This window comes from Butyrivibrio sp. WCD2001, from assembly GCF_000424485.1.
In the GTDB taxonomy this organism is placed as follows: Bacteria; Bacillota; Clostridia; order Lachnospirales; family Lachnospiraceae; genus Butyrivibrio.
The window spans coordinates 291,957-318,254 of record NZ_AUJZ01000004.1; the positions used below are offsets into that span (position 1 = coordinate 291,957).

Consider the following 26,298-nt stretch of genomic DNA (forward strand, 5'->3'; position numbering starts at 1 on the left):
ATATTATTACTCATTTTTACATCACACAGGTCTGTCTTCATGCGCATACTTCTTGATGTTTTTATATGCATTAACATTTAAAACGCACATTATCACTACAAGCGCAAGCATACCGGACAAGATAAACAGGCCGTCTTCCGATGCGCTGCATGAAATAGCTACGGTATCGTAGATACCATGAATAAGCATTGCAATAAGGACGCCTTTTGTCCTCATCTGCTTTGCTGCGCTTTCGTCGCCGCTAAGTTCGAGGCTCTTGGCCTGTCCGTAGTAATAACCCATGTAAATTCCGAAGATACAGTGGCCGGGAAAAGCTGCCCTCAGATACGCTGTTCCGGCATCGGAAGTAAAGAGATATAAAAGATTCTCAACAACCTCGAAGCCTATAGCTACGGTGGTCGAATAAACCACTCCGTCAAAGCGGTAGTTAAATGCAGGATGTTTCCAGGTCAGCTTCTTCAATACAGCATATTTACAAATTTCTTCCGAAAAAGCCGCAACCAGAAATGCTACCAGGACGCTGTTAATCAGAGATCCCTGAGGAGTTAATATATCCACAACATATTGAATTCCCGACTCAATTATAGTTACAACAATCGGAAGCGGAATAGCTCCGAATAGAAACAGCTTGATAAGAAGCGGTATCGGTTCAGGTTCGATGCTGTCCAGTTTGTATATAAAAAATATCAATATAATCCCCTGCGCACATGATAGAAGCATTGCCAGCGTCATGCTGCCGGCTCCCATGACAAGGGAAGTAAAAATCAGACTTAAAGTCAGGACGACTATCAGAACCATAGGGAGCTTTCGAACATAGAATGTGTCCTTCTGTTCCGTTATGCTCGGATTTTGCACTGACGGACTTGAATTTTGCACATGTAGACTCGGGTTTTGCACCGACAAGTTCGAATTTTGCGTAGCAGCTCCGCAGTTGCCGCAAAACTTTTGCCCGGGTTGTATCTCGCTTCCACAATTAGTACAGTACACGTCTGACTCCTCTCTGACAATGAATTAAGCCCTTTAAATATTTGTATCTTTTATCAGCTTCAATTTCTCATTTCTGCGTAAATGTTTAATATGCCACTCCCTGCTCATGGCTTCTTCCTTCGTATCAAAAGTCTCATAATATACGAGCTTCACCGGAAGTCTGGGCTTTGTATATTTAGCTCCTTTTCCGGCGTTATGGTCGGCGATTCGCTTTTCCAGATCATTAGTCCAGCCGCAGTATAAAGAACCATCGGCGCATTCGACCAAGTAAGTGTAGTTCATCAGATTATCCCTGCCCGTTCCATAGTATCTTGCAAATAAGCGTTACCATTTCATAAAGGCGACAGATCTCACCTATATTCTTCATATAAGCGACAACTCCGCATCGGCTCTTACCTGTCCTCCAAACATAGAGGAATAGTATCCCGGTTTCAAGGGAGTAACCTCCGCTTTAGATTTCAATTCATATATTTTGCCTGTTCTGATGGATTCATCAAGTCCAAGCAGAACCTCCATGCAGTGATAGCCATATTCCTTACTTAATCTGTTCTCTCTTCCCTGTCTGATAGCGTATGCAAGCTCAGCAACGCCCACTCCACGGTGGCCGTAGCCGTCAAAAGGCATCGCCTCGCCTACCATATTTTTACCGTTAAAGCCATGTGTAAAGGGCATTTTTACAGGCTCATTTTCAGGAAGTGATATGATGACATCTCCGTCAAACTTATTGGGGTCTCCTATTTCCATGTTGCCCCTGGTTCCGAATAATTCGAACCTGGTCTTCTCTCCGCCCACATTATTTCCGTTAAAATGTAGTGATACCAGTACTCCGTTCTCAAATTCCAACGCCCCGCAAAGTACATTTGTCCCGGGAATCTGCCAGGAATCCGGATTACCTTTGACATATAAGAGCTGCTTGTCATGCATCAGGGAAGGTGCTCCGAAACCTGTAACTCTTTTCACACTTCCAAGGAGTGCTATAAGAGCACCAACATAGTATATTCCTGCATCATAGGGAATAGCGCCGCCCTCCTGCTGCAGAAATCTGAAAAGCTCAGACATCAGGCACTGGTCACGATTGACACTGACGAATCCACTTGTTATCTCTCCTATGATTCCGGAATCAAGATAATTTCTTGCGGTCTGAATTCCGGCCCCTAAAACCGTATCAGGTGCTACCGCTATCATCAGATTCTTTTCTTCGGATATTTTTATAAGCTCCTCGGCTTCCTCAAGACTTGTGGTAAACATCTTCTCAGTATATACATGCTTTCCGGCTTCAAGCATCTGCTTTACTATCTCATAGTGCACATCAGCCGGTGTCAGATTCACAACAAGTTCAATATCGTCAGAAGCAGCAACTTCATCTATTGTCATAACCCTGGCTATACCGAATTTCTCAGCCTTGGCCTTGGCACCATTCATCGAGCGATTGGCTATTGCAACGAGATCGATGATATCAAACATCTCCTTCAGATTTCGGATATAAATATCGCTGATCATTCCGCAACCGATAATTGCGGTTTTTACTTTTTTATATTTTTGTCCTGAACCCATTCCGTTCTCTCCTTCTCACATGATGGCATTGTATTATAACAAATGTATTTCTTTGCTGTTTTTAATTTAGGTTTTCTGACAAGCAACCCCTTTTTCGTGCCTGAAAAGGAGTTCTTTCCAAAAGAATTCTTTTTCAAAATTTGACGCCGGCTGCTTATTCATATACGGACTCCTCTCTTATTGCGAGAATCGTTTCAGCATAAGAATATTATATCGCAAACTTCCGGCATCAAAAAGAAAATGTAAGTTTTCCTCAGTGTGATAATTCTGTGATGTTCACACTGATATGATTAACTCAACAAAAGGAAAACAGCTAATGAGTTTCACATAGAAGGAGGTAATCACCATGACAATGATTATTAACATTCTTAACTTATTCGGAATTCACATTAAGAGATACATCACCTGCCCTTGCGGAAGATAATAGAACATTTAAATTATAAAGGAGAATTTACCATGGATTATATTATTGAGATGATCGAATCAAAAATCGGATGTATTGCAAAAACCGTTAATACTGACAGCTTTGGATATATGCAGGAATCTGACTATCAAAAGATTGAATCGGAACTTATCAGTTTTGCTGATAGCATAGCAATAGCATAAAAAATGGGGAATCAGCTGCACTGATAATCCCCATTTTCGTCTACTATAAGCTCCAGATCGGCCTTCATGGTCTTTAAAAGGCACAGACGGACATTAGCCATGTCGCTAAAGTCCACAAATTTTTCTGCTACTTCAAGTGTATTGCCGCTCTTAACCTTTCTGTCCACAAGTCTGTCACGCAGCATATTTTCATCTGCGGCGATAGAGATAGTGTAATCGGCATAAGTCTTAATCTCGCGCCAGCCATCCTCATCAAGCAGAAGATAGTTCCCCTCGAGAAGTACGATGTTTTTCTCTATTGTAATCGCATTATCAGTCGGATTGTGAAGGTGCCTGTCATAAGTAGGCCAGCCTACTTTTTCCTTGCTGACGACATCCTTTATACGCGCTGTTAGTAGGTCCAAATCAAAGGTTATCGGTGCTCCTTTGATATCGACCATGCGAATTTCCTTACCGTCACGAATTGTGTTATGTGTAAGGAGATAATCCTGGTATCTGTGAAAACCATCCATTCCGATTGCCTGAATATCGGTATATTCCTCATACTTCTCAGACAGGCTCTGCAAAAAGCTGCATAATGTGCTCTTACCGGCTCCGGGAGGCGCTGCCAGAAGGACAAGGATTCTCCTGTCCTTTTCTTTTTGCAATATAGTCAGTTCTGACAATAAAGGAATGAATATTTTGCGCAAGGATTCTTCACTGTAGCTTGCGTGCACGTCTATTCCGTTTATGTTTACGTTGTAATTCATAAAAAGGCCTCTTTATGTGCGGACCGAAAACTCCCCACTCTTTACTGTGAGTGTTAGCTTGCCGCCGTTCTTTAATTTGCCGAAAAGAATCTCGTCTACAAACAGTGGCTTGATGTCGTTTCGAATGACACGGTCAACTTCCCTTGCTCCGAATTCCTGGCTGATTCCTCGCTTTATCACCAGATCCTTGGCCTTTTTATCTGCAGAAAATACTATCTTTTTCACGGAAAGCTGATCCTTTAATTCGGATAATTTCTTGTCTACCACGAGACTTGCCATATCCTTATCCATGCTGTTAAATACGACAACTTTACTCAGACGGTTCCTGAACTCGGGCTGGAAGACGCGTTTAACCTCCTCCATGAGGACGCTGTTGTCATGCCCCTCGCTGACAAAGCCTATGCCGCTTTTGCCAAGCTTGTTAGCCCCTGCATTTGAGGTCATAATAACGACGACATTCCTGAAGTCGGCTTTTCGTCCCTGGTTATCGGTCAGCGTCGCATAGTCCATGACCTGAAGCAGGACATTATAGATATCGGGATGAGCCTTTTCAATTTCATCGAGCAAAAGAACGGCAGAAGGACTCTTCCTTATGGCCTCTGTGAGTATTCCACCCTCCTCGTAGCCAACGTAGCCCGCAGGAGATCCAATTAGCTTTGCAACCGCATGTTTCTCGCCGTATTCACTCATATCGAAACGAATGAGTTTGACACCAAGCTCATCCGCAAGCCTTTTTGCAATCTCTGTTTTTCCGACTCCGGTAGGTCCCACAAATAAAAGGCTTGCAAGAGGTTTGTTCTCCTCCGAAAGACCTGCCTTGGAGAATTTCACAGCATTTACAACCTGTGATACAGCCTCATCCTGGCCGAAAATCTTGCCCTTAAGTCTATTCTCAAGAGTTGCAAGCCCTGTAACATCATCTGTCTCAACAGTCTCAATAGGCACCCTGCATATTTTGGTGAGAATCTCGTTAATTACTTCCTTATCAACAATCTGCTTCTTAGCCTTTAACGGATGAAGCTTTCTGAAGGATCCTGCCTCATCGATAATGTCAATCGCTTTGTCCGGAAGATATCTTTCATTTATGTATTTTGCACTCATTTTCACAGCATAAGGAAGAACTTCATCCTCATATATTACGCCGTGATAGTTCTCATACTTATCCTTTAGTCCCTCAAGTATTCGGATGCTCTCCTCCTCTGAGGGTTCCTTTATCTCCACATTTTGAAAACGGCGGACTAGGCTCTTGTTCTTCTCGAAATACTTCTTGTATTCTTCAAAGGTTGTCGCCCCGATGAATCTGATATGTCCATCTGCAAGATAGGGCTTAAGCATGTTCGATGCATCAAAAGAGCCTTCTCCAACTGCGCCGGCACCTGAAAGATTATGTATCTCATCGATATAAATAATTGGCTTTTCTTCTTTTCCTATCTCTGACAATACCTTCTTGAAGCGCTTCTCAAAATCACCTCTGTACTGTGTTCCGGCGAGCATACCTCCGAGATCCAATGCAAAAACTCTGGCACCTTTTATTGCATCCGGCACTTCGTTTTTCCTAAGGAGCTCCACAAGTCCATAGGTTATTGCTGTCTTACCGACTCCGGGTTCCCCGATGTGAAGCGGGTTGTTCTTGTCCTTGCGGCACAGAATCTGGATGGTTCTCTCAAGTTCTTCCTTCCTACCGATAAGGGGATTCACATCCTCCAAAGTATCATTAAGGCAGGGTGCAAATATTTTGAGATTGCCCGTATCCTCCTCGCGCTCGGGACCGCCTGTAGAGGCACTGCCGCCATAGTCTACGTTCTCATCTTCAATATATGAAAGTTCCTCAAGAAGTTCAGCTTCCGTAAGCCCATCCTGCTCCATGTAATATACTGCATAGCTGTTATCAAGATTCCAGATTGCATGGATAAGATGCCTTATATGGACCTCGGAGCAGCCGCTTGAATAGGCACTCTGTCCCGCAAAATTAATCATATGCTGTGTGGAAAGAGAGAGCACAGGTTCTTTTCCTTTTACCTTCTCAATGTATTTTGCCGCATAATTCATAAGGTTCTTCGAAAGAGCCTGAATATCACCGCCGCACTCCTCATAAGCCTCGCGAAATGCCTCATCATCAAGCATCATAAGGAGCACCAGCTCCGGTGTCACATATTCATATTGGTTACTACTTGCATACTCCACCGCATTTTGAAGTGCAAGCATAGCTTCTGCAGATAGATTCATATTATGCCTCCTCCACGCTCATGCGAAACGGAAAGCCCTCCTGTTTCGCCCGCATCAGGGCTGCGTTCACCTTGGTTGATGCGATGTCGTAAGGATATTTTCCAACAACTGCCTGTCCCTTTTTATGGACACCAAGCATAATGGACTGAGCTGTGACCTCGTCCTTATGAAATATATCCATTAGAATCTCCACCACGAATTCCATAGTGGTGAAGTCGTCGTTGTACATGACCACGTTGAACTGACGCGGCTCCTTAACTTTATCCTTTGTACGCTCCTTTGTCTGTCCCTGAACTGCCATAATAATCACCGCCTTTTCTTTTTTTGCTGTCTTCCTGTGATCATTATCAATAGACTCTCCGGAATGAAATGCTGAAAAGCAATAGCAAGCTTCATCCCAAGAGTCGGAATTATTACTGTCTGCCTCTTCTTCATACCCGTAAGGCATTCTTTTACGCATTGTTTAGCGGATATACCTTTAAGAGCAAACATCACATCCGACTTACTGTTAAACTCAGTATCCACCGGTCCCGGGCAGAGGCAGCAAACATAAACGCCGCTTCCCTGTTCTTTAAGCTCTCTCGCAACAGCTTTGGTAAGCGAAACAACATACGCTTTGGATGCGTAGTAGGTCGCCATGTAAGGGCCTGCCGGAAGAAGGCCTGCCGATGAAGCTACGTTCAGGATTGTCCCCGTTCCCTGCGCTTTCATTTTGCGAAGCACACCCTTGAAAAGAATATGCATGGCAATATCGTTGACCTTTATCATTGATATTTCCTTTTCAAGATCAGTTTCAAGAAAAGATCCCGCTGTCCCGAAACCCGCATTATTTATGAAAACATCGATATGTTCTTCGGAAATACTCTCCAAGAGTTTTTTACACTGACTCTCATCAGATAGATCCGTTGTTATAACTTTGCAGTTTTCACCGATTTTTGTACGCATGGCTTCAAGGCGATCTGTGCGCCTTCCCGTGAGGATTAGCCTATATCCTATTTTCGCATACACTCTGGCAAATTCCTGCCCTATTCCGGATGTCGCTCCTGTAATAAAAACTGTTTTCACTTTACTCTCCTCATAAGACAATATCTTTATCAAGCTTTGAAAGGTTCTTTTTATGAATCAGCATGAGCAGTGCCTCCTTCGCCTTTAGCGGAACATCAGGATCCACATACTCATTGACAACACCATCTTTTATTGCAACCACGTTTATACCATATTTTTTTCTGAGGTTAAGCTCTTTTAATGACTTACCCACCCACTTTTCCTTGGGCAGCATCTCTATCAGACATATATCATCACTTACTTCGAAATACTCAAGGAAGTTGCTGGAAATAAGCCCTCTTGCCGTTCTTATACCGCTCTCCTCTTCGGGATAGATAACCTCATCTGCTCCGATTTTGGATAAAACAGATCCCATTCTCTCGTTACTTGATTTGGCAACAACCCACTTAACTCCGCACTCCTTGGATATCATCGTGCACATTATGCTCGCTTCAAGGCTCATACCCATGGCAACCACAGCGCAGTCGATGTTGGATATGCCAAGCGCCTTTATGGCAGCGGGATCCGTAAGATCAGCCTCAATAGCTGTTGTCGCCTTGGCGGAATAGGAATCGATGATGTCCTCGTCGTTATCTACTACCATAACATCCGCACCGCTCTCTATAAGCTTATCGGCCACTGCCTGGCCGAATTTTCCAAGACCAAATACCACAAAAGAATTATACTTCATCAGTCCGCTCTCCTTTTATCCTACTATAAAGTGTCCGTTTGAAAATCTGATATCATTTTTATCCGAACGCTTAGTGCTGAAAAATAGTGCCATGGAAATAGGTCCTATTCTTCCTGCATACATTCCGATCATTACCACTATCATTCCCGGCACATTAAGACTCGCCGTGAGCGACCTGGAGAGGCCTACGGTTCCTGTTGCGCTGAATATCTCATAGGCCGCGGAAAGCGCCGGTGCATCGCACACCTGCATAAGTGCGATCATCAGTACCATAGTCAGCATAAGGTTTGACATAACGATGGCACTTGCCTTGTTGATCAGCTTTTCCGAGACAGCTCTGCTGAACACAACGGGCTCTGTCCTGTTCCTGATAAATGAAAAGACATTGAGGAGAACCACAAAGATTGTAACCGTCTTTATTCCTCCCGCCGTACCCACCGGAGATCCTCCGATGAACATGTACATGCATCCCACAATACAGGTTGAAGGTGTCAGCGACTCCTGGGGAACAGTGGCAAAGCCGGCTGTTCTGAAGGTCACTGATTGGAAAAAGCTTGCAAGGACTTTATTCCCCACTGTCATTTTTCCTATTGTATCAGGGTTATCCCACTCAAAAAGCATAACCAGAATGGTTCCGGATATCAGTAAAAACAACGTCAGGTTGATTACAAGCTTGGAATGCTCGCCAAGCCTTTTCCAGAAGATTCTGATATTGTATCTGTGTTTTACCGATCTTTTCAGGTTTTCAATAAAATCGAACCATACGACATATCCGACGCCGCCAAGAACAATCAGTGTGATTGTGATCAGGTTCACCGGGATATTGGCCTGATAATCAATAAGAGAATTGGCCCCCATCACATCCATTCCGGCATTGCAAAAAGCCGAAACTGCGTTAAAGACAGACACCCATATTCCTTTGAAAAAACCGAACTTTGGAATAAAGACAAATGAATAAAGAACAGCTCCGATGCCCTCAACAATAAAGGTGTCCTTTATTACTCTTATGAGGAATTTGATCAGTCCGTGAATCGAATCAAGATTGTAGTAGTCCTGAATCAGAAGTCTGGTGCTTAAGGAAAACTTCTTTTTCATAAGCATCATTATCGCGGAGTACAACGTAATTACGCCAAATCCGCCTATTTGAATTAATATCAGGATTATCAGTTGTCCAAGAAATGACCAGTGAGAAAAGGTGTCGACCACCACAAGACCGGTAACGCATATTGAAGTGGTTGCCGTAAACAGAGCGGTGATAAAGTCAGTGTGCTCGCCCCTTGCCGTTGCTGCCGGAATCATCAGAAGAAATGAACCAACCACTATTGCCAGCAAAAAGCCAAGCACAATTATCTGTGTTGATGTTAATCTGCTTTTTTCTATCTTTGTTTCATTAAAAACTCGCAATCGGTGTACCTCTGTAAGCGATAGTTTACTTGTAACCTAAGGTTTAAATAACCCCAAGCGTTTTTAATACGAAGAGCCAAAACGTAAGGGAAAAAGAACAGCCAAAGGTAGTTATCATTATTATACTACTGCTGAGCGTCCCTTCATGTCCCATGTTCTTCGCCATGATATAGCAGCTGACTGTAGTGGCTGAACCGAGCATCACAAGAATCGCCACCAGCTGCTCTCCCGCAAAACCAAGACGAATTGCGACAGGCATGAATATCATAACCAGTAAAAACAGCTTGATGAAGCTTGCCACCAGTGCGGGTTTTACATTCTGCAAAGCTTTTCTGTAATCGAAGGTCGCACCCATCGACATGAGCCCCAGCGGTGTCGCAAGTGCGCCGACGTCACTTACTACGGTGTCCATGATTTTGGGAACGGGCAGCTTACAAACAGACCAGATAAGTCCCGTCAATATTCCAAGTATGATGGGATTTTTGATAATCCCAAGTATGGTTTTCTTTACCAATGTGGTGCTATCAGTTGACGAGCGTCCCACGTTTTTACCGTCAGTCGATACATTCTCGTCCTCCGGAGCTGTCACTGTCAGTATAATAACTGCAAAGATGTTATATAATGGCACACTTCCAAGGATCATCAGAGGTGCCATTCCGCTACTGGATTCGCCGTAAATGCTGTGAATAAACGCAATACCCAGAAGCGCTGCGCTGCTTCGATAAGCGCCCTGTAAAAACTCGCCTCGTCTGGAGGGCGTTTTTACAAATATTCGTGACAACAAACTTATAAAAAGTATGCTGACTATTGTGGTGACAAAACAAAAGAGTACAAAGCCCGGATTCCAGGTCCCTATAAAGTCCTGCTTTGCCAGATCCGAAAAGAGCAGAACCGGCAGTGCAACTTTAAATACAAATTTGTTCATAAACGCCGCAGCGTTATCATCTATTATTCCAAGTCTCCTGAACACATTTCCGAGTGTCATAAGGAAGAAAATCGGAAGTGTTGCATTTAAACTAAAAACCAAATTTTGCATATCTTACACTACCACCTCTTAAGCAGGTCTTTCTTCTTAAGTCCGTTTCTTTTGGCTGATCTTGGCCAGCCTGAGTTCCCTGCAATCTGATACAGCACGCGCGGAAACTTATATGCATCCGCATAGATATTCTCTATAGAAGTGCCTTCATTTACAGCCTGTCCAAGCCTTTTAAGTGAAAGCGCGACATTTCTGGCCGGTCCCTTTGTGGGATCAGGCATGCGCATCATCTGTCCCATCATCTCTCCTGCACCTATTGCAACTCCTCCGCAATATTCATATCCGCATGTTTCAGCCCACTCTTCCATCATGCCAAGGAGTTTGCATATCTGTCTGCTTTCGTAGAATCCCATGTTAGCTACGACATATATCTTCTTTTTGTCTCTGTTTACGTTCGCCTCCAGTTTTTCCAAGAGTCTCAAAACAGTAGAGGGAATCCCGTCGACATAGAGTGGCATTCCGAAGACAATCCTTTTATATGAAGTAACAAGCTCTGCAAGTTCATCGTACTTATTTAAGTAGGTCAAAAGATTGATGCTTTCTGTCTCGCATTCTATGCTGCCGCTTAAGTATTTCAGGAATTTCAGAGAATTTGCATCATCGCCCCTTGAGCTGCAGTTGATCAGTAGAATATTTTGAGATTCTGATACCGTCTCTAAAGAGCTGGTATTCTCTTTGCTTTCAGCTACGTTATCCGAGAATGTTTTATCAGATTCTTCGATGTTTTCAAACTTAAGTGCCTTGATATCTCCGTGAAAATTTCTGCACACCGCTTCCACATACTTTTTTGCATGCTCTTTTTGTGTGTCAGTAAAAGCTTTCCCTCTGAAAATAAAAGTGATTTCCTGCTTTTCGGGATATCTTTTTTCATGGTGCATCTCCCCGTTAAACACTTTCATATATGGAAGCACCAGGCCTATGCTGCGGTCGAATACATTTTTCACAAAGCTGCTAAAGCCGCCGTAGGTATATCTGCTCATAACAACGACTTCATCTGCCTTGTGGAACAATACTCCCATGCGGTCATAGCCGTCCTTAATCATGCATACGCCGGGAGTCTTGGTCCAGCATCCAAAACAGCCCACACAGGGCTTAATACTACCGTTATCCGATATTATCTCCCAGTCCTTGTAATCGTCTTCGATTCTATTCCATTCCTCGTCATTAAGATCATGTATTAAGAGCCTCATAGAAATCTCCCCATTTTCAAAAAACTCTTTTTCACACGTTTCCAATCAGACCATTAATTCCTAAAATTCTGTCAGTCCGAAATCTCCTCTTCCAAAACACCGCATACCACAAATCTGTGAGTGTCCTTACTGTCCGTGCATGTGGATAATGTAATGACTTTACTTGTACTCTTAACCGGAATCTCCGAATCCATGTAGGACTTAAGTCTTACAGGTTCTGCGTCCGCAACAAACTCATCCGAAGCAGCCCCAACATAATCGTAGATCACATAATCCTTAGGCACATCCATGTAGCAGAATATCAGATATTTAAGTATCTTCTCCGCAGTAATAACATAGATGTACTTGTGATCATCATAGAAGCCTTTTTCAAATCTGTAGTCGCGAAGGCTTCCGAACATGGAACGATCCTTCATGTTATGTCCGTAGATAATCGAATTTGAATCGGTAAAATCGGATTTGGATCTGCTGTCTAAGAAAATCGCACCTGTATCCGAAGTCTCTCCGTCGGAATTACTGGTCAGATATTTTTCATTATCCTCAGCCTGCATTATAGGGTAACTGATCTGGGTTCCGTCTACGACAAGCCATCCTACAACATCAGGATTTTCTTTTATGTAGGCAGTGAGGTCAATCTGAGGAAAATCGGAATTTTCTGATGCAGGTTGGTCGGACTCTGTAACATAGGATTTCGGCTCATCAGTCTCGGGAGTATCTGCTACAGGCTGCACTTCCGAAGTCTCACTCTCGTTACTTTCTTCTAATGATTCTTCAATCTTATCTTCCTGAGCTACATCTGAAGCTGTTGTACCTTCTTCCTGTGTTTCCTCCGATGTCACAACTTCTTCTGCATTTTCCTGAACAGTGGTTGTGCTCTTCTGAGGCGCTGATGCATGCCATACGTAAAGAAGCGCCAACGCTGCAATTATTGCTATTGAAATTAATACGCCTTTTTTCTTGAAAACAAGACCTAGAAGCTCACAAATCTTCTCAGGTATAAAAAACAGGATGCTCAAAAAAACGATGAGTCCCAGCGTAAAATATGTCACGCGCTTTGCACTGCTTTTATGCTTTTTATTATATTCGCCGGCATTCTGTACCAGTTTTGTAAATAATTTTTTCTTAAAACTGCTCACTGTAAAATCTTTCCCAACTTCTTAATAAAACTAAACGTACAGCAATAATAGTACCATATAAAGAAGAAGGCTGCCACACCTGTACGAGTGTGACAGCGTTCCTTCCAAAGTGGTTATTTTACCGTTGCATTTGTCTGTTTCTTAATCTTCTTTATAATCTTATCCTTGCCTTTTCCTTTTTTGCCTTTTACTGTGATAACCGCTCCGTCGCTTATCTTCTTGAAGGCATTTTTTCCTACCTTCAGAGACTTATTTGGAGCTATTTTAACCTTCTTAAGCTTATTACACTTGAAGAATGCCATGGTACCGATTTTCTTCACATTTGAGCCGATAGATACACGCTTTAGTTGTTTATTACCCTTACCGGCTTTTGCGGAGATTTCGGTTACAGGATAGGAAACACCTTTAACAGTGATCTTGTTGATTGAAACACTCTTCACCTTGCCAATCCTCTTAGCTATAGCATTACCGTCGGTTCCGATATAATATGTGACACCTCTTATGTCTACAATCATCGGAAGAGCTGAGTTACCGCCGGCGGCTCCGCCTTCTGCTCCATTACCGGTGCTCTCAGCTACTGTGCCCTGTCCGGTTCCGGATCCGTTGCCGTTTCCGGCTCCATTTCCATTGCCGCTTCCACCTCCGTTACCACCTGTATTCAGGACGTTACTGTCGTCATCGATATCCTCACCGAATTCGTCGTTTTCTCCATTCTCACCGATACCGGGCTCATTTCCTTCACCATTTTCGCCTTGAATTGTGTCGGCTCCGGCACCGCCTTCATTTCCTGTGCTGCCAGGATTCTCACCCTGAGGATTTTCACCTCCGGCACCATTACCATCACCTTCCGAATTACTCTTGGGAGTTACCTCAGCCTCTTTAGCTTTCTCTTCGGCCTTCTTCTCCTCTTCTAGTCTCTTTGCTTCCTCTTCTGCAGCTATCCGAGCCTCTTCCTCGGCTTTCTCAGCAGCCTCTTCAGCAGTTTTTGCTTCTTTGTCCAGTTTATCTCTGGCTGCCTGTGCTGCATCCCTGGCCTTCTGAGCTGCTGTATTGGCCTTACTAGCCGCATCCTTAGCTGTCTTGGCTGCATCAAGAGCATCGCCCTTAGCTGTACTATCTTCGGTAGCACCTGCAGCAATAGTAGCTGCCTTCGACTTATCTGAAGCAGTTTTTGCTGCACTTTCTGCAACCCTCGCTGCCTCCTCAGCTGCTGCTATAGTATCCTCATTAGGATTATCCGAAACTGCTTTTGCTGCTTCCTCAGCAGCCTTAATCGCTGCATCCACCAAGCCTGCCGCGTTATTAGCTGCTTCCGCCGCATCCCTTGCTGCCTGTGCTGCTTTGTCAGAAAGACCCTTTTCAGCTGTATCTGCGTCACTTTCAACTGATGATGCCGTATTTTTTGCTTTCTCTGCTGCTGCTTCTGCTGCTTCTGCTGCTTTTCTTGCCGCATCTGCAGCATCCTGAATGCTGCTTGCAATATCAGAGCTTACTCCGGCTTTAGCATTTTCTGCTGCAGTTGCAGCTTCTTTTGCTGCAGTAGCTGCTGCATAAGCTGTTTCTCCTGCAGTCTTAGCAGATTTTGCTGCTGCTTTTGCAGCACTAATTGCTGATGCTGACGGATTATTATTATTATTTACTTCCCAAACTGCTTCCTTTGCTCTTGCAGTAGCAGCTATTGCCCTTGCCGCTGCCGCTGCTGCATCTGCAGCTTTTGCTGCTGCTTTTGCTGCGCTTGCTGCTGCCCGCGCATCCTTAGCTGCAGCTGTTGTATCTTCTTTTACGGTAGCGGTATTTGCCGATGTCGCTGCTTTTTCTGCACTCTCTGCAGCTGCTTTTGCATCATCTGCTGAATAGTTTGCATCAGATGCTGCACCGGATGCTGTCTTTGCAGCATTTTCAGCATTTGCAAGTTTTGCTATAGATGGATCTGCTCCTGCTTCATCTGCTGCACTTTCTGCACTCTCAGCTGCTGCTATTGCAGCCTCTGCTGCTTTTATTGCAGCACCTGCCGCATTTCTGGCATTTCCTGCCTCAGTGCCTGCTGCTTCATCGAGATCAGCTCTGGCATTACTTGCAGCTTGTTCTGCTTTGTCTGCTTCTGTTTTAGCATTATCTGCTTCCTGTGCTGCCAGCGAAGCTGCGCTGCTTGCTTCTGATTTTGCCGTGCTATCACTGGTAGCCTCTGCTGCCTTTTCTGCTAATTCTGCAGCTTCTGTAGCGACTTCAGCTGCTGATCTGGCTGCCGCTGCTGCAGCTTCTGCTGCTTCTATAGCACCGGTTGTTCCCGAATCCTCTGCTGCTTCTGCCGCCTTTTTTGCTGCTTCTGCCGCCTCTTTTGCTGTATTTGCTGCTCCCTTTGCAACCTCTGCCGCACTAATAGCTGCCTCTTTTGCGTCATCAGCAAGCTTACTCCTTACATCACTTACTGCTTGTTCTGCATCTCCTGCTGCAGCTTCCGCTTTTTCTACAGTATCCTTCGCTGCAGCTGCCGCAGCCTCTGCATCTGTCTTAGCCTGACCTTCCGCACTTTTGGCTGCCTCTTCCGCAGCCTTCTGTGCTTCGGCCGCTGCTTTTGCTGCATCTCTTGCTGTCTGAGCAGCATTTTCAGCTGCTTTTATTGTCGCATCCGACTGGTTAGTTCTTACTGCTTTTGCTGCCGCAGTTGCTGCATTAGCTGCAACCTCCGCAACCTCTGCCGCACTGTTTGCATTAGCTGCTGCCGTCTCGGCTGCCGTAGCATTTTCAGCTGCCTTTGCCGCTGCTTCGTCCAGTTTCTCCTGTGCAGTATTCGCTAAAGTTTCTGCCTCCTGTGCTGCTTTGCTTGCTTCACTGGCGGCATCCTTCGCATCCTGCGCAGCTTTATTTGCATTTGCAGCTTCATTACTACTTGCGGATTTTGCCGCTGCTTCCGCAGCCTCAGCAGCTGCTATAGAATTCTCTGCCGCAGTCTTAGCAACTTCCGCCTTTGCCTTGGCATCTGCTACTAAACCTGCCGTAGCTTTTTCTCCATTTTCTCCAAGTGCTTCCTTTGCACTATTAACCGCTTCTTTTGCTGCATTTGCCGCATCTATTGCTGTATTAGCATTTTGAATCGCTGTCTCAGCCGCAGCATCAAGCTCTTCCTGAGCAGTCTTGGCTGCTTCATCAGCTTCCTTAGCCGCAGCCTTAGCTTTTTCTGCCGCATCTCGCGCTGCATCCGCTGCCTTCTGAGCTGCTGTTGCAAGTTCATCACTTACCCCGGCCTTTGCCTTTTCTGCCGCACTTGCCGCATCCTCAGCAGTCTTTGCTGCGGACTCCGCTGCATCTGCAGCCTTCTGGGCCGCTGCTATTGTAGTGGTTGAGGCTGTACCTGAGACAGCTGTCTTTGCATTACCGGCTGCTGTTGTTGCTTTTTTTGCTGAAGTCGCTGCGGACTCCGCTTTTTTTGTTGCATCCTTTACAGCCTTATCAAGCTTTTCCTGTGCGGCATTGGCTGCATCCAAAGCATCATTAGCAGCCTTTTCCGTTTTAGCTGCCTGCTCTGTTGCTGCGGTGGCAGCATCTGTTGCCTTGGATTTAACCGTACTGTCGCTTGTTCCTGCTGCAAGATCTGTGGCTGTCTGCGCCGCATTCCTTGCTACAGTTGCAGCATCTGTAGCCTTCTGAGCTGCTTCCTTTGCCGCTGCTATAGTTTCAGCCGAAGGATTATTCTTTACTGTTTTTTTTGCATTTTTAGCATTCTTTTCTTCTATTTTTGCCTCAGCGGTTGCGTCCTTAACAACCTGTATAATAACACTCGAATCAAGGTTCGGATTAACCGTATCCGCAAGCACAAACTCTACCTTAGTGATATTCACCTTCCTGTAGGGTGAATAATAATCGTCAGTTCTGGTACCTGTATTGGACATTACGCCGAAGTAATATGCCGCTCCACCAGTTGGTTCCATGCTATAGACACTGCTTTCATCCATATCGTACTGAACAAACGAATGATCACCCGATGAATCGTATAGCATAAATGCAAGCTTAAGATTCGGATCCTGATTTTCAACATATACATTCAAAGCCTTTAGCTTACTTACATCTATTTCTCTGCCCAGTGCAAAAGCTGTCTCCTGCCAGTTTCTTACAAAAGTTAGTTTTCCATCTTCAATTATATTTTTTCCAACATCATCCTGAGACCATCTGTTTATAAACTTTACTTTATTTCCATTATTTCCACTACTTTTGAGATTTTTATTTGTACAATCATAAGTAATCGTCGTAAGTTTCTGATTATCCGTAGCAGTTGAAGCTGATGAACCTGAAGAAGCACCGGATGATCCGCCTGAAGTCCCGCCTGATGCAGCCTTTTTATTAATCGTAATTGATTCTATAGACAGGGATGTAGAACCGGACATGACTGACATAAAACCTATGCAACGGAAATTCCCGCTATAGGACGGTGTTATAACTATATCCCCGTTTCCGTCACGGAATTGATTCCACACAACCTGACTATGCTCGTTGGCATCAGTATTAGATACCTGAGACCAGGAATTATATAGTTTTATTGCAATCGCTTTACTCTGATTACTTAGCTTTACTGTAATATTCTCGATTTCTCCGGTATTAATCTGTTCATTAAAATCATAAACATACTCACCGTATTGTTCGGAGATGGTGAGATTCCTGGCACTTTTTATCTCATTTCTATCCCACTTATTAAAAACATCTATATTGTTTTTCTCGATTTTTCCTTCACCGGAAATATTGCCAATCGTCCATCTTATATTAAAAAAAATGACAAGTGACGCTGCTTTTGAATTTAGAGTGTTCGTACCTAACACTCCCAATATCATCATGACAGAGAGCGCAATTGTAATTATCCTATAAACCTTCTTTAACATCGTTCATCTCTCCTTTATAAAGCATTGCGAAATCACGATTTTAGGCTCCTATTTCAAATATATTCTTTATAATGAGCGTTTTCAACGAATTAGGGCCTATATCTCACTCTTTTAATAAAGGTTTCAGAATTAGTTTATGAAGATAAACAAAAAGCCGTCCGGCCGCTTACAATTTGTCAATGTAAGAGCCGTCCGGCAAATATTTACAGAACAAAATTCTTCAGCATCGCTTTTCCATCCGGTGTCATTATGGATTCGGGATGGAACTGAACTCCGTAGATCGGATAATCCCTGTGCTTTACCGCCATAACCTCACCATCCGTGGTGCGTGCGGTAACTATTAGTTCCTGAGGTATTGTAGAATCATCCGCTGCCAGAGAATGGTATCTTGCTACAGGTGCTTCTTCCGGAAGTCCTTTGAAAATCGGACAATCAAGGTCAAATTTGACATCGGACTGTTTTCCGTGCATCAGCCTTTTGGCATAGGTTACCGTAGCTCCATATGTGGCGCAGATAGCCTGATGCCCCAGGCATACACCCAGGGTCGGGATTTTCTTTGCAATTGTTTTTGCCACCTCCATGCAAATACCGGCATCCTCAGGCCTTCCGGGGCCAGGGGAGAGGATTATCCTGTCGGGACTAAGAGCCTCAATTTCGGATATCGTCATCTCGTCGTTTCTTATGACTTTTATGTCCGGTTCTATCTCACCGATAAGCTGGTAAAGGTTATAGGAAAAGCTGTCGTAGTTATCTATTAATAAAATCATTATTATTCCTCCGTCTCAAGTGCCTTCATCACAGCCTTCGCCTTGTTCATGCACTCCTCGAATTCCTTCTCCGGAACGGAATCGGCTACTATTCCGGCGCCGCTTCTTACGAAGACTTTTCCGTTTTTCTTGTAGGCAATTCGGATTGCAATGCAGGTGTCCATGTTTCCGGTGAAATCAATATAACCGATAGCTCCGCCGTAGATGCCTCTCTTGTTATTTTCAAGTTCACCGATTATCTGGCAGGCTCTGATCTTGGGTGCCCCGGAAAGTGTTCCTGCGGGAAGCACGGAGGATATCGCATCAAGCGCATCCCTGTCATCCCTTATTTCTCCGCGGACTGTAGATCCTATGTGCATTACATGTGAATAGCGCTCTATCGAATGCAGCTTTTCAACCTCTACAGTTCCGAATTTACTGATTTTCCCTAGATCATTTCTTCCAAGATCCACAAGCATGTTGTGCTCAGCAAGCTCTTTTTCATCAGCAAGAAGTTCCTCTTCCAGCTCTTTGTCCTCCTTCACAGAAGCGCCTCTGGGTCTGGTTCCCGCAAGCGGGAAGGTGTGCAAAATGCCATCCTTCAATTTAACCAGCGTCTCGGGAGAAGCACCGGCAACCTCCACATCGGTTCCTGAAAAATAGAACATGTAAGGTGACGGGTTGATTGTTCGAAGGAGTCTGTAAGTATCAAAAAGGCTTCCTTCATACTGTGCACTAAATCTGTTGGAGAGCACTATCTGAAAAATATCGCCCTCAAATATGTGTCTCTTTGCCTTCTCCACCATCTCACAGTACTGTTCTTTATTGAAAAGAGGTGTCATCTCAGTTAGGAGTCTGCCGCGAACTTCAGTCGCTTTTTCTCCTGTGGTAAGGAGCTTTATTATGTTCTCAAGATCAGCTATTGCTTTATCATAATTCGTCTGTAAAGCGGACGGATCAAGTTTCATGTTAGCTATAAGTACGATCTTCTGCTTAGTATTATCGAAGGCAATAACCTTGTCGAAGAGCATGAGATCTACGTCCATGAATCCCTCGGAATCCTCTACATTCATTCTGACTGTAGGCTCACTATAGCCCAGGAAGTCATAGGAAAAATAGCCCACCATTCCTCCCGCAAAGGGCGGAAGATCTGAAAATCTGGGGCTATTGTAGTCCTTTAGGATTTTTCTAAGGCACTCAGAAGGATCTCCTGTTGCTGTCGTCTCATTTCCGTTTTCATCCGTGATGCCGATTTTCCCGTCGATGCAGGTTATCTTCATGGTCGGATCATAGCCAAGAAATGAGTATCTTCCCCAGGTCTCATTAGCCTGCGCAGACTCAAGCATATAGACATGCTTTGATGCTTTCTTGAGGATTCTCATAGCCTCTATGGGTGTTATAAAATCTGAAAGGATTTCGCAGCTGACAGGAAGTACGTTGTATTTTCCGGTAGCGGCAAGCTTTTCAATTTCGGTAAAGTCAGGTGTAATTTTCATTTTATGTCCTCATCCGTCAGCTTCGCTGACACCTTCTCCTGAGGAGAAGGCATTATTTATTATGATGCCTTGTAGGCGCTCTTCATGTTCTTTACAAATTCTCCGACCTTGGCAGGTGCATCCTTGCCGTTCTGTTCGATGATGCGGACGATTGCGGATCCAACGATTGCACCGTCTGAAATTTCTGCCATATTTGATGCCTGCTCGGGAGTTGAGATTCCAAATCCGACTGCGCAGGGAACATCGGTGACCTTTCTTATCTGATCAACGAGGTCCTTAACGTTGGTTGTTATGGAGGTTCTGGTTCCTGTAACACCAAGACTTGATACGATGTAGATAAAGCCCTTGGCTTCCTTAGCAATCATCGCAATCCTGTCCTCAGATGTTGGAGCAACCATTGAAATAAAATCGACTCCATAGGTGCCGGCCGATTTGTCGAACTCGCTCTTTTCCTCAAAAGGGACATCGGGAAGTATCACTCCGTCCATTCCGATCTTTTGGCACTTTTCAAAAAATCTGTCCATTCCATAGGAGAAGATCACATTGGCGTAGGTCATGAAAACCATAGGCACCGTTATCTCACTGCGGATTTCTTCTACCATGGCAAAGATGTCATCGGTGGTTATGCCGTTTTTCAGTGCTCTTATGTTGGCTCCCTGAATCACCGGGCCCTCGGCTGTGGGATCTGAAAATGGAATGCCAAGTTCGATGAGGTCAGCGCCGTTTTTCTGAAGCTCTCTTAAGATGTTCTTGGTTGTATCAAGGTCGGGATCCCCGCAGGTCACAAATGGAATGAATGCTTTTTTATTATTGAAAGCCTCTGCTATTTTACTCATGGATGTCCTCCCCTCTGTATCTTGCGATAGCGGCGCAGTCCTTGTCGCCTCTTCCTGAAATGGTTATTACTATTATCTCGTCCTTGCTCATTGTCGGAGCAATCTTTATTGCGTGAGCCACAGCATGCGCTGACTCAATCGCAGGAATTATTCCCTCTGTCTTGGAGAGATACTCAAATGCGTTAACCGCTTCGTCATCAGTTACAGGCACATACTGAGCTCTTCCTGTGTCGTGAAGGTTTGCGTGCTCCGGTCCGATTCCGGGATAATCAAGTCCTGCGGAAATCGAGTAAACGGGAGCAATCTGTCCGTACTCATCCTGGCAGAAATATGACTTCATACCATGGAAAATTCCGAGTTTTCCGGTATTGATGGTAGCTGCTGTCTCAAAGGTATCAATGCCTCTTCCCGCTGCTTCGCAGCCAATCAGCTTAACGTCTTTATCTTCTATAAAATTGTAGAAGGTTCCGATGGCATTTGATCCGCCGCCTACACAGGCCATGACCACATCGGGAAGTCTTCCTTCCTTTTCAAAAATCTGTTCTTTTATCTCTTTTGAGATAACTGCCTGGAAGTCTCTTACGATTGTCGGGAAAGGATGCGGTCCCATAACAGATCCAAGACAGTAATGAGTATCATCAATTCTGGAAGTCCACTCTCTCATTGCTTCTGAAACCGCATCCTTAAGGGTTGCTGTACCTGAAGTTACAGGGATTACCTCTGCGCCGAGAAGTCTCATTCTGTATACATTGAGGGCCTGTCTCTTGGTGTCCTCTTCTCCCATAAATACAACGCATTCCATTCCCATGAGAGCCGCAGCTGTTGCAGTTGCTACGCCATGCTGACCTGCGCCCGTCTCTGCGATAAGTCTTGTCTTTCCCATCTTCTTTGCAAGAAGCGCCTGACCAAGAACGTTGTTTATCTTGTGTGAACCTGTGTGGTTGAGGTCCTCTCTCTTGAGATAGATCTTCGCTCCGCCAAGGTCCTTTGTCATCTTCTCAGCGTAATAGAGTCTTGAAGGTCTGCCCGCATATTCGTTTAAAAGTTCTGTGAGTTCCCTGTTGAACTCAGGATCGTTTTTGTAATGGTTGTAGGCTTTTTCAAGCTCTATTACCGCATTCATGAGTGTCTCTGGGATGTACTGTCCGCCATGTACTCCGAATCTTCCGTTTGTGTTGGTCATTGTTCTTCTCCCATTCCCCTCATCTGCCCTTCGGGCACCTTCCCCCCAGGGGGAAGGCTTAAGATAGAGGTTAGTCATTTCTTATAATTGATATAATAAAACTCATCTTCTCCTCATCCTTGACACCGTCAGTCTCTATTCCGGAGCTGACATCGATGGCGTAAGGCTTTATGTCTGTTACAGCTTCCTCGATGTTTTCAGTGTTAATTCCACCAGCGAGGAAGTATGGTCTTGTAATCTGTTTTAGTATCTCCCAGTTGAAGGCTGTGCCGGTGCCCTGTCCTGAGTCAATAAGAACCATGTCAGCAGAGGATGTTTGAACTTCTTCCAAAAAATCTTCTGTCCCGTTTTTAGTACAGTTATAATTTTTTATCTGAAAAGCTTTTATGATTTTTGCAGCTGTCAGTTTTCTTAGCTGTCCAATATATTTCTCATCTTCATTTCCGTGGAGCTGTATTGTTTCGATGATGTTTTCGTTTGCAAGTCCTGCAATGAACTCCGGTTTTTCATCAACAAATACGCCAACCGCTTTTATGTTAGAATCAAGCTTTTCCTTTAGTTTTTTTGCTTCCTCCGGCTCCACGTTTCGCTTACTCTTTTTGAAAAATACGAAACCGATGTAATCCGGTTTAAGCCTGTTTACAATTTTGATATCTTCGGGTCTCGTGAGACCACAAAATTTGGTTTTTGTCATAGGCCCCTCATCCGCCCTTCGGGCACCTGTCTTCGCTCCGCTCCGCGCTAAACCGACGGTCTACGTTCCACTCCGGTCGTTGCTAAGCACTCGTCCCCCGGACGAGTAGCAACCCCGGACGTCGAGCGCCCCCTAGGGGAAGGCATTATTCTTTAGGATTTCAGTTCGGCGAGCATTGCCTTTTTGTCTGGCGCTCTCATAAGTGTTTCACCGACAAGTACCGCGTCCACTCCGGCTTCTCTAAGGCGTTTTATATCCTCTGCGGTTTTGATGCCGCTCTCTGAGACATAGATCACGTCCTCCGGAATCAGTTTTCTAAGTCGCATGCTGTTTGTCGTATCAACCGAAAAGTCCTTGAGATTTCTGTTATTTACCCCGATTATTCTTGCTCCGGCATCAATGGCACTCTCAATCTCTTTTTCATCATGAGTTTCAACAAGTGCGGATAAGCCAAGCTCATCGCAGATATTTATGTACTCTCTGATCTCCTCTTTCTCAAGGATTGAACATATAAGAAGGACTGCCGATGCTCCGAGTATCTTTGCTTCGAAGATCATATACTCATCCACTGTGAAATCTTTTCTTATGCAGGGGATAGTGACCGCCTGTGTTATCTCCTTAAGATATCTGTCATCTCCCAGGAACCACTTGGGTTCGGTAAGGACCGAAATACAATCGGCTCCTGCTTTTTCATAATCCTTTGCAATCTCAAGATAAGGAAAATCCTCTGCTATAAGTCCCTTAGACGGGGAAGCTTTTTTACACTCGCATATAAAGGATATGTCTTCTTTTTTCAGAGCCTTCTCAAAAGCGAAATCGCCTTTAGGGAGGTTCTCTGCCTCTCTTCGTAAATCAGAGGCAGAGATTGTTTTTTTATTTTGATCGCAGCGTACGCGGGCGTATTCTGCGAGTTCGTCGAGTATTGTCATTTTCGCTCCTTGTCCCCTCATCCGTCAGCTTCGCTGACACCTGTCTTCGCTCCGCTTCGGTCCGCGCTGAACCGACGTCCACCGGACGTCGAGCGCCCCCCGAGGGGAAGGCTGGTTTACGCAGTCATTTCTACCGATTTATTACTTACTTCAATTAGTTTCTCAAGTGTCTCGGTTGCCTTGCCGGAATCGATGATCTCTGCTGCAAGCTTAATTCCGTCTGCAAAGCTTTCTGCTTTTCCACCGATATAGAGTGATGCGCCGGCATTCATGAGAACCGCATCTCTCTTGGGGCCTTTGGCTCCTGCAAGAATTTCTCTTGTGATCTTGGCGTTTTCTTCAGGTGTACCGCCCTTAAGATCTTCTTTGGTGCAGCTTGTAAGTCCGAAATCTTCAGGTTTTATCATGTAAGTCTTGAACCATCCGTCCTTGATTTCGCAAACCTTGGTGGGTGCACTTAAGGATATTTCATCAAGCTTATCCATTCCGTATACAACCATGCCTCTCTTTACACCAAGGCTTACAAGCACCTGTGCCAGTGGCTCAACAAGATATTCATCATATACGCCAAGGAGCTGCATCTTAGGTGAACCGGGATTTGTAAGTGGCCCAAGGATGTTGAAAACAGTTCTGAATCCAAGCTCTTTTCTGATAGCACCGACGTACTTCATTGATGTGTGATATTTCTGAGCAAAGAAGAAGCACATTCCTACTTCATTAAGAAGCTCTATGCACTTTTCGGGATCCTGCTGGATGTTAACTCCGAGAGCCTCAAGGCAGTCAGCTGTTCCGCAGCTTGATGAGGCAGCTCTGTTTCCGTGCTTTGCAACCTTCATTCCGCCTGCTGCCGCAACGAGTGCTGAGGTTGTTGAGATGTTGAAGCTGTGAGCGTTGTCACCGCCTGTACCAACAATCTCATATATATCCATTCCTGTATCTACCTTGGTCGCGTGGTCTCTCATGGCTGCCGCACAGCCTGCGATTTCCTCGGTTGTCTCTGCTCTTGCACTCTTTGTTGAGAGTGCAGATAAGAATGCAGCATTCTGAGTGGGAGTTGTCTCGCCGCCCATTATTTCGTTCATTACAGCGTATGCCTCATCATATGTGAGATCCTCTTTGTTTACGATTTTTACGATTGCCTCTTTAATCATGTTCCTTTCCTCCTTTTAAGCCGGTCCAACTATTCTTTGTATTTAGGGATTGTACTTGTTCAGTTTCTTGCTATTACAAGGTTTGAGCCAATAAAAAAATCCTTGACAGAAATATATTTCTGTCAAGGACGAATAATCTATTATCCGCGGTGCCACCTTGAATTCATAGCTATGTGCTACGCGCTTAGCAGGATACCAACATATCCCCGGCAACTGACGTATGCCATCACGTTACGATATACTCAGCAATTACTCACTTTTGTATCGTACCCTCAGCGGTCCATTTGATAACTTGTTTCTTACCCGGCTCTCACCACCCCGGACTCTCTGTGTAGGCATCATTACCTTTATCCCCGCTTCATCGGTTTAAAGTATTAACTTGTTATACATGATACTGTCTGTGAAATAGATTGTCAACAACTTTTTTAGTTTCTCTCATCCAAATATGGTAAGATAGTAAGGCGTTTGCCGGAATTATGCGGTAAGTCTGAGAAATATAATTAAAAAATTTATGAAGGGGCTGCAACATTTTCATGACCCAGTCTGTATATATGGTATAAGAGCAAAAAAACAATACATTGTAATAAAAGGAGTAAAGTATGAAAAATAAGATTGTTAGGATTTTATTAACAGGGATGTGCGCTGTGACTATAGCCACAAGCCTTACAGGTTGCGGTTTTGTCGGAATCGCATATGACGTTGCAAAAGTAGCAATGGATGCAAAAAAGGATAAAGATGCTGCAGCAGAAAATCCCGGGAATACCAACTATGATGATGAAGTAGCCACTGATGAGACTACAGAAGAAATCGTTACTGAGGACAACGATTTGCTCACACCTGAGTCTGAGGATGTAACTGATGGTCAGGAAGATGCTGCCAGCGATGCACCTGAGGATCCTATCGACACTACTGATGAAACTATCGATAGCTCCGTTGCCACCGAAGACAAATCCGATGACAATTCCGATGTAGCTTCAAATGATACTACGGATGAGACTGCAGGCGATCAGGATATGGATAACACCTTAGCTTCCGATCCCGGGACTACAGAAAAAGATAGCGAAAGCAGCAATACATCTGCCAATACAGCAAGCTATCTGAATGCAGATGCACAGGCAACTCTTGATAAGCTTGAATCTGATTACAACAAAGTAAAATGGGGTGTTCAGTATTCTCCCACCGGTATGGATTACCTTGTAATCTCCGTAACACCTTTCTACACAGAAGATGATTATCATCTCATTGTTGGCGTAACAAATCTGTATAACAAGGCTATTGTTTTTGACGGCACAGGTTATGCAAAGGGTTCTTCCGGAGAAAATATTGGCGAGTTTTCACTTTATGAATCAGCTGTAGGTCCCGGAAACACAGCAATTTTTGATGTTCCTTGTACTGATGTTCCTACCGGTGAGATTCACTGGGATGAAATCCAGATACCTGATTCCAGCTTCAAAGATGCATACTGGGAAAGTGACTGGTCTGTCGGCACAGATAACGGTGATCTGAAGATTGATTATACAGTGTATTCAGCTGACAAATTCACCCCCGGATATATTAAGGCACTTGTTCTCGATGAGAACGGCTATGTAATTGATTACGTCTATGATTACAGCGCAGACGAAGGCAAATCAATCACAGGAACCTTACAGTTCTATAAATCCGAATTTAATGGCACTTGTGCTGATGTAGCATTCTTTGTTAATCCTACAGTTGTAGAATAAAGCGCATACAAAAAAACGAAGAGTCAGTTGGGATTGTGATACAATTCC

At 44.4% G+C, this 26,298-nt stretch carries 23 protein-coding genes and 1 pseudogene; 2 read left to right on the forward strand and 22 right to left on the reverse strand.

All coding sequences use genetic code 11. The features are described from left to right. Nucleotides 1-21: 21 nt before the first annotated feature. The 5 genes and pseudogenes from G630_RS0104450 to G630_RS24985 all read right to left on the reverse strand — a co-directional run bounded on the left by G630_RS0104450 (nt 22) and on the right by G630_RS24985 (nt 2,678). A complete protein-coding gene (locus G630_RS0104450) occupies nt 22-876 on the reverse strand; it encodes a PrsW family intramembrane metalloprotease (RefSeq protein ID WP_242829902.1) in 855 nt (284 codons plus the stop codon). Nucleotides 877-924: 48 nt separating this feature from the next. Continuing rightward, nucleotides 925-987 (reverse strand): annotated as a pseudogene (locus tag G630_RS25940) (zinc-ribbon domain-containing protein); the annotation flags it as partial. A 33-nt stretch (nt 988-1,020) separates the two neighbouring features. After that, nucleotides 1,021-1,269 (reverse strand): GIY-YIG nuclease family protein, encoded by a 249-nt coding sequence (locus tag G630_RS0104455; protein ID WP_026497877.1) that lies wholly within the window; start codon nt 1,267-1,269, stop codon nt 1,021-1,023. 81 nt (nt 1,270-1,350) lie between these two features. Continuing rightward, nucleotides 1,351-2,541 carry a Gfo/Idh/MocA family protein gene (locus tag G630_RS20690; protein ID WP_049946088.1) on the reverse strand — a complete coding sequence of 397 codons (1,191 nt, stop codon included), beginning with the start codon at nt 2,539-2,541 and terminating at the stop codon, nt 1,351-1,353. Next, nucleotides 2,511-2,678 carry a hypothetical protein gene (locus tag G630_RS24985; protein WP_196805750.1) on the reverse strand — a complete coding sequence of 56 codons (168 nt, stop codon included), beginning with the start codon at nt 2,676-2,678 and terminating at the stop codon, nt 2,511-2,513. Before G630_RS24985 ends, G630_RS20690 begins: the two co-directional genes overlap by 31 nt. A 319-nt stretch (nt 2,679-2,997) precedes the next feature. Between G630_RS24985 and G630_RS24570 the strand changes: the two genes are divergently transcribed. Beyond that, entirely contained in the window at nt 2,998-3,147 is a 150-nt protein-coding gene (locus tag G630_RS24570) for a hypothetical protein (RefSeq protein ID WP_155831936.1), read from the forward strand. Between the two features lie 11 nt (nt 3,148-3,158). Here the strand turns inward: G630_RS24570 and G630_RS0104480 are convergent, their stop codons facing one another. The 17 genes from G630_RS0104480 to trpD all read right to left on the reverse strand — a co-directional run bounded on the left by G630_RS0104480 (nt 3,159) and on the right by trpD (nt 24,529). Beyond that, a complete protein-coding gene (locus G630_RS0104480) occupies nt 3,159-3,896 on the reverse strand; it encodes a nucleoside/nucleotide kinase family protein (protein ID WP_026497878.1) in 738 nt (245 codons plus the stop codon). A 12-nt stretch (nt 3,897-3,908) separates the two neighbouring features. Continuing rightward, complete coding sequence (locus G630_RS0104485; RefSeq protein ID WP_026497879.1) at nt 3,909-6,122, reverse strand: AAA family ATPase; 2,214 nt, start codon at nt 6,120-6,122, stop codon at nt 3,909-3,911. Nucleotide 6,123: 1 nt separating this feature from the next. Next, on the reverse strand, nt 6,124-6,423 hold the full coding sequence (locus G630_RS0104490) for an ATP-dependent Clp protease adaptor ClpS (RefSeq protein WP_022760677.1): 300 nt from the start codon (nt 6,421-6,423) through the stop codon (nt 6,124-6,126). A gap of 5 nt (nt 6,424-6,428) precedes the next feature. Then, nucleotides 6,429-7,187 (reverse strand): SDR family NAD(P)-dependent oxidoreductase, encoded by a 759-nt coding sequence (locus tag G630_RS0104495; RefSeq protein WP_026497880.1) that lies wholly within the window; start codon nt 7,185-7,187, stop codon nt 6,429-6,431. 10 nt (nt 7,188-7,197) lie between these two features. Further along, complete coding sequence (locus G630_RS0104500) at nt 7,198-7,857, reverse strand: potassium channel family protein (protein WP_026497881.1); 660 nt, start codon at nt 7,855-7,857, stop codon at nt 7,198-7,200. Nucleotides 7,858-7,872: 15 nt separating this feature from the next. After that, complete coding sequence (locus tag G630_RS0104505; RefSeq protein WP_242829903.1) at nt 7,873-9,261, reverse strand: TrkH family potassium uptake protein; 1,389 nt, start codon at nt 9,259-9,261, stop codon at nt 7,873-7,875. A gap of 43 nt (nt 9,262-9,304) precedes the next feature. Further along, complete coding sequence (locus G630_RS0104510) at nt 9,305-10,297, reverse strand: AEC family transporter (protein ID WP_026497883.1); 993 nt, start codon at nt 10,295-10,297, stop codon at nt 9,305-9,307. 8 nt (nt 10,298-10,305) lie between these two features. Further along, the gene (locus G630_RS23345) at nt 10,306-11,487 is read right to left on the reverse strand and encodes a flavodoxin family protein (RefSeq protein ID WP_022760682.1); all 1,182 of its coding nucleotides are present in this window, start codon (nt 11,485-11,487) and stop codon (nt 10,306-10,308) included. A 71-nt stretch (nt 11,488-11,558) separates the two neighbouring features. Then, nucleotides 11,559-12,623: a class B sortase gene (gene srtB / locus G630_RS23350; protein ID WP_022760683.1), complete on the reverse strand. Its 1,065-nt coding sequence runs from the start codon at nt 12,621-12,623 to the stop codon at nt 11,559-11,561. A gap of 113 nt (nt 12,624-12,736) precedes the next feature. Next, nucleotides 12,737-17,494 (reverse strand): leucine-rich repeat protein, encoded by a 4,758-nt coding sequence (locus G630_RS23355; protein ID WP_022760684.1) that lies wholly within the window; start codon nt 17,492-17,494, stop codon nt 12,737-12,739. A 203-nt stretch (nt 17,495-17,697) separates the two neighbouring features. Further along, entirely contained in the window at nt 17,698-18,261 is a 564-nt protein-coding gene (locus tag G630_RS0104530; RefSeq protein ID WP_022760685.1) for an anthranilate synthase component II, read from the reverse strand. A gap of 2 nt (nt 18,262-18,263) precedes the next feature. Next, complete coding sequence (trpE, locus tag G630_RS0104535; protein WP_022760686.1) at nt 18,264-19,736, reverse strand: anthranilate synthase component I; 1,473 nt, start codon at nt 19,734-19,736, stop codon at nt 18,264-18,266. Between the two features lie 59 nt (nt 19,737-19,795). Beyond that, nucleotides 19,796-20,572 carry a tryptophan synthase subunit alpha gene (trpA, locus tag G630_RS0104540; RefSeq protein WP_022760687.1) on the reverse strand — a complete coding sequence of 259 codons (777 nt, stop codon included), beginning with the start codon at nt 20,570-20,572 and terminating at the stop codon, nt 19,796-19,798. Continuing rightward, a complete protein-coding gene (gene trpB, locus G630_RS0104545; protein ID WP_026497884.1) occupies nt 20,565-21,755 on the reverse strand; it encodes a tryptophan synthase subunit beta in 1,191 nt (396 codons plus the stop codon). The genes trpA and trpB overlap by 8 nt, the downstream gene beginning before the upstream one ends. A 70-nt stretch (nt 21,756-21,825) precedes the next feature. Beyond that, complete coding sequence (locus G630_RS0104550) at nt 21,826-22,449, reverse strand: phosphoribosylanthranilate isomerase (RefSeq protein WP_026497885.1); 624 nt, start codon at nt 22,447-22,449, stop codon at nt 21,826-21,828. Between the two features lie 152 nt (nt 22,450-22,601). Continuing rightward, nucleotides 22,602-23,378 (reverse strand): indole-3-glycerol phosphate synthase TrpC, encoded by a 777-nt coding sequence (gene trpC, locus G630_RS0104555; protein WP_022760688.1) that lies wholly within the window; start codon nt 23,376-23,378, stop codon nt 22,602-22,604. A 116-nt stretch (nt 23,379-23,494) separates the two neighbouring features. Then, on the reverse strand, nt 23,495-24,529 hold the full coding sequence (gene trpD / locus G630_RS0104560; RefSeq protein WP_026497886.1) for an anthranilate phosphoribosyltransferase: 1,035 nt from the start codon (nt 24,527-24,529) through the stop codon (nt 23,495-23,497). Between the two features lie 599 nt (nt 24,530-25,128). Between trpD and G630_RS0104565 the strand changes: the two genes are divergently transcribed. Next, nucleotides 25,129-26,250 (forward strand): hypothetical protein, encoded by a 1,122-nt coding sequence (locus G630_RS0104565; RefSeq protein WP_026497887.1) that lies wholly within the window; start codon nt 25,129-25,131, stop codon nt 26,248-26,250. Nucleotides 26,251-26,298: the final 48 nt, after the last annotated feature.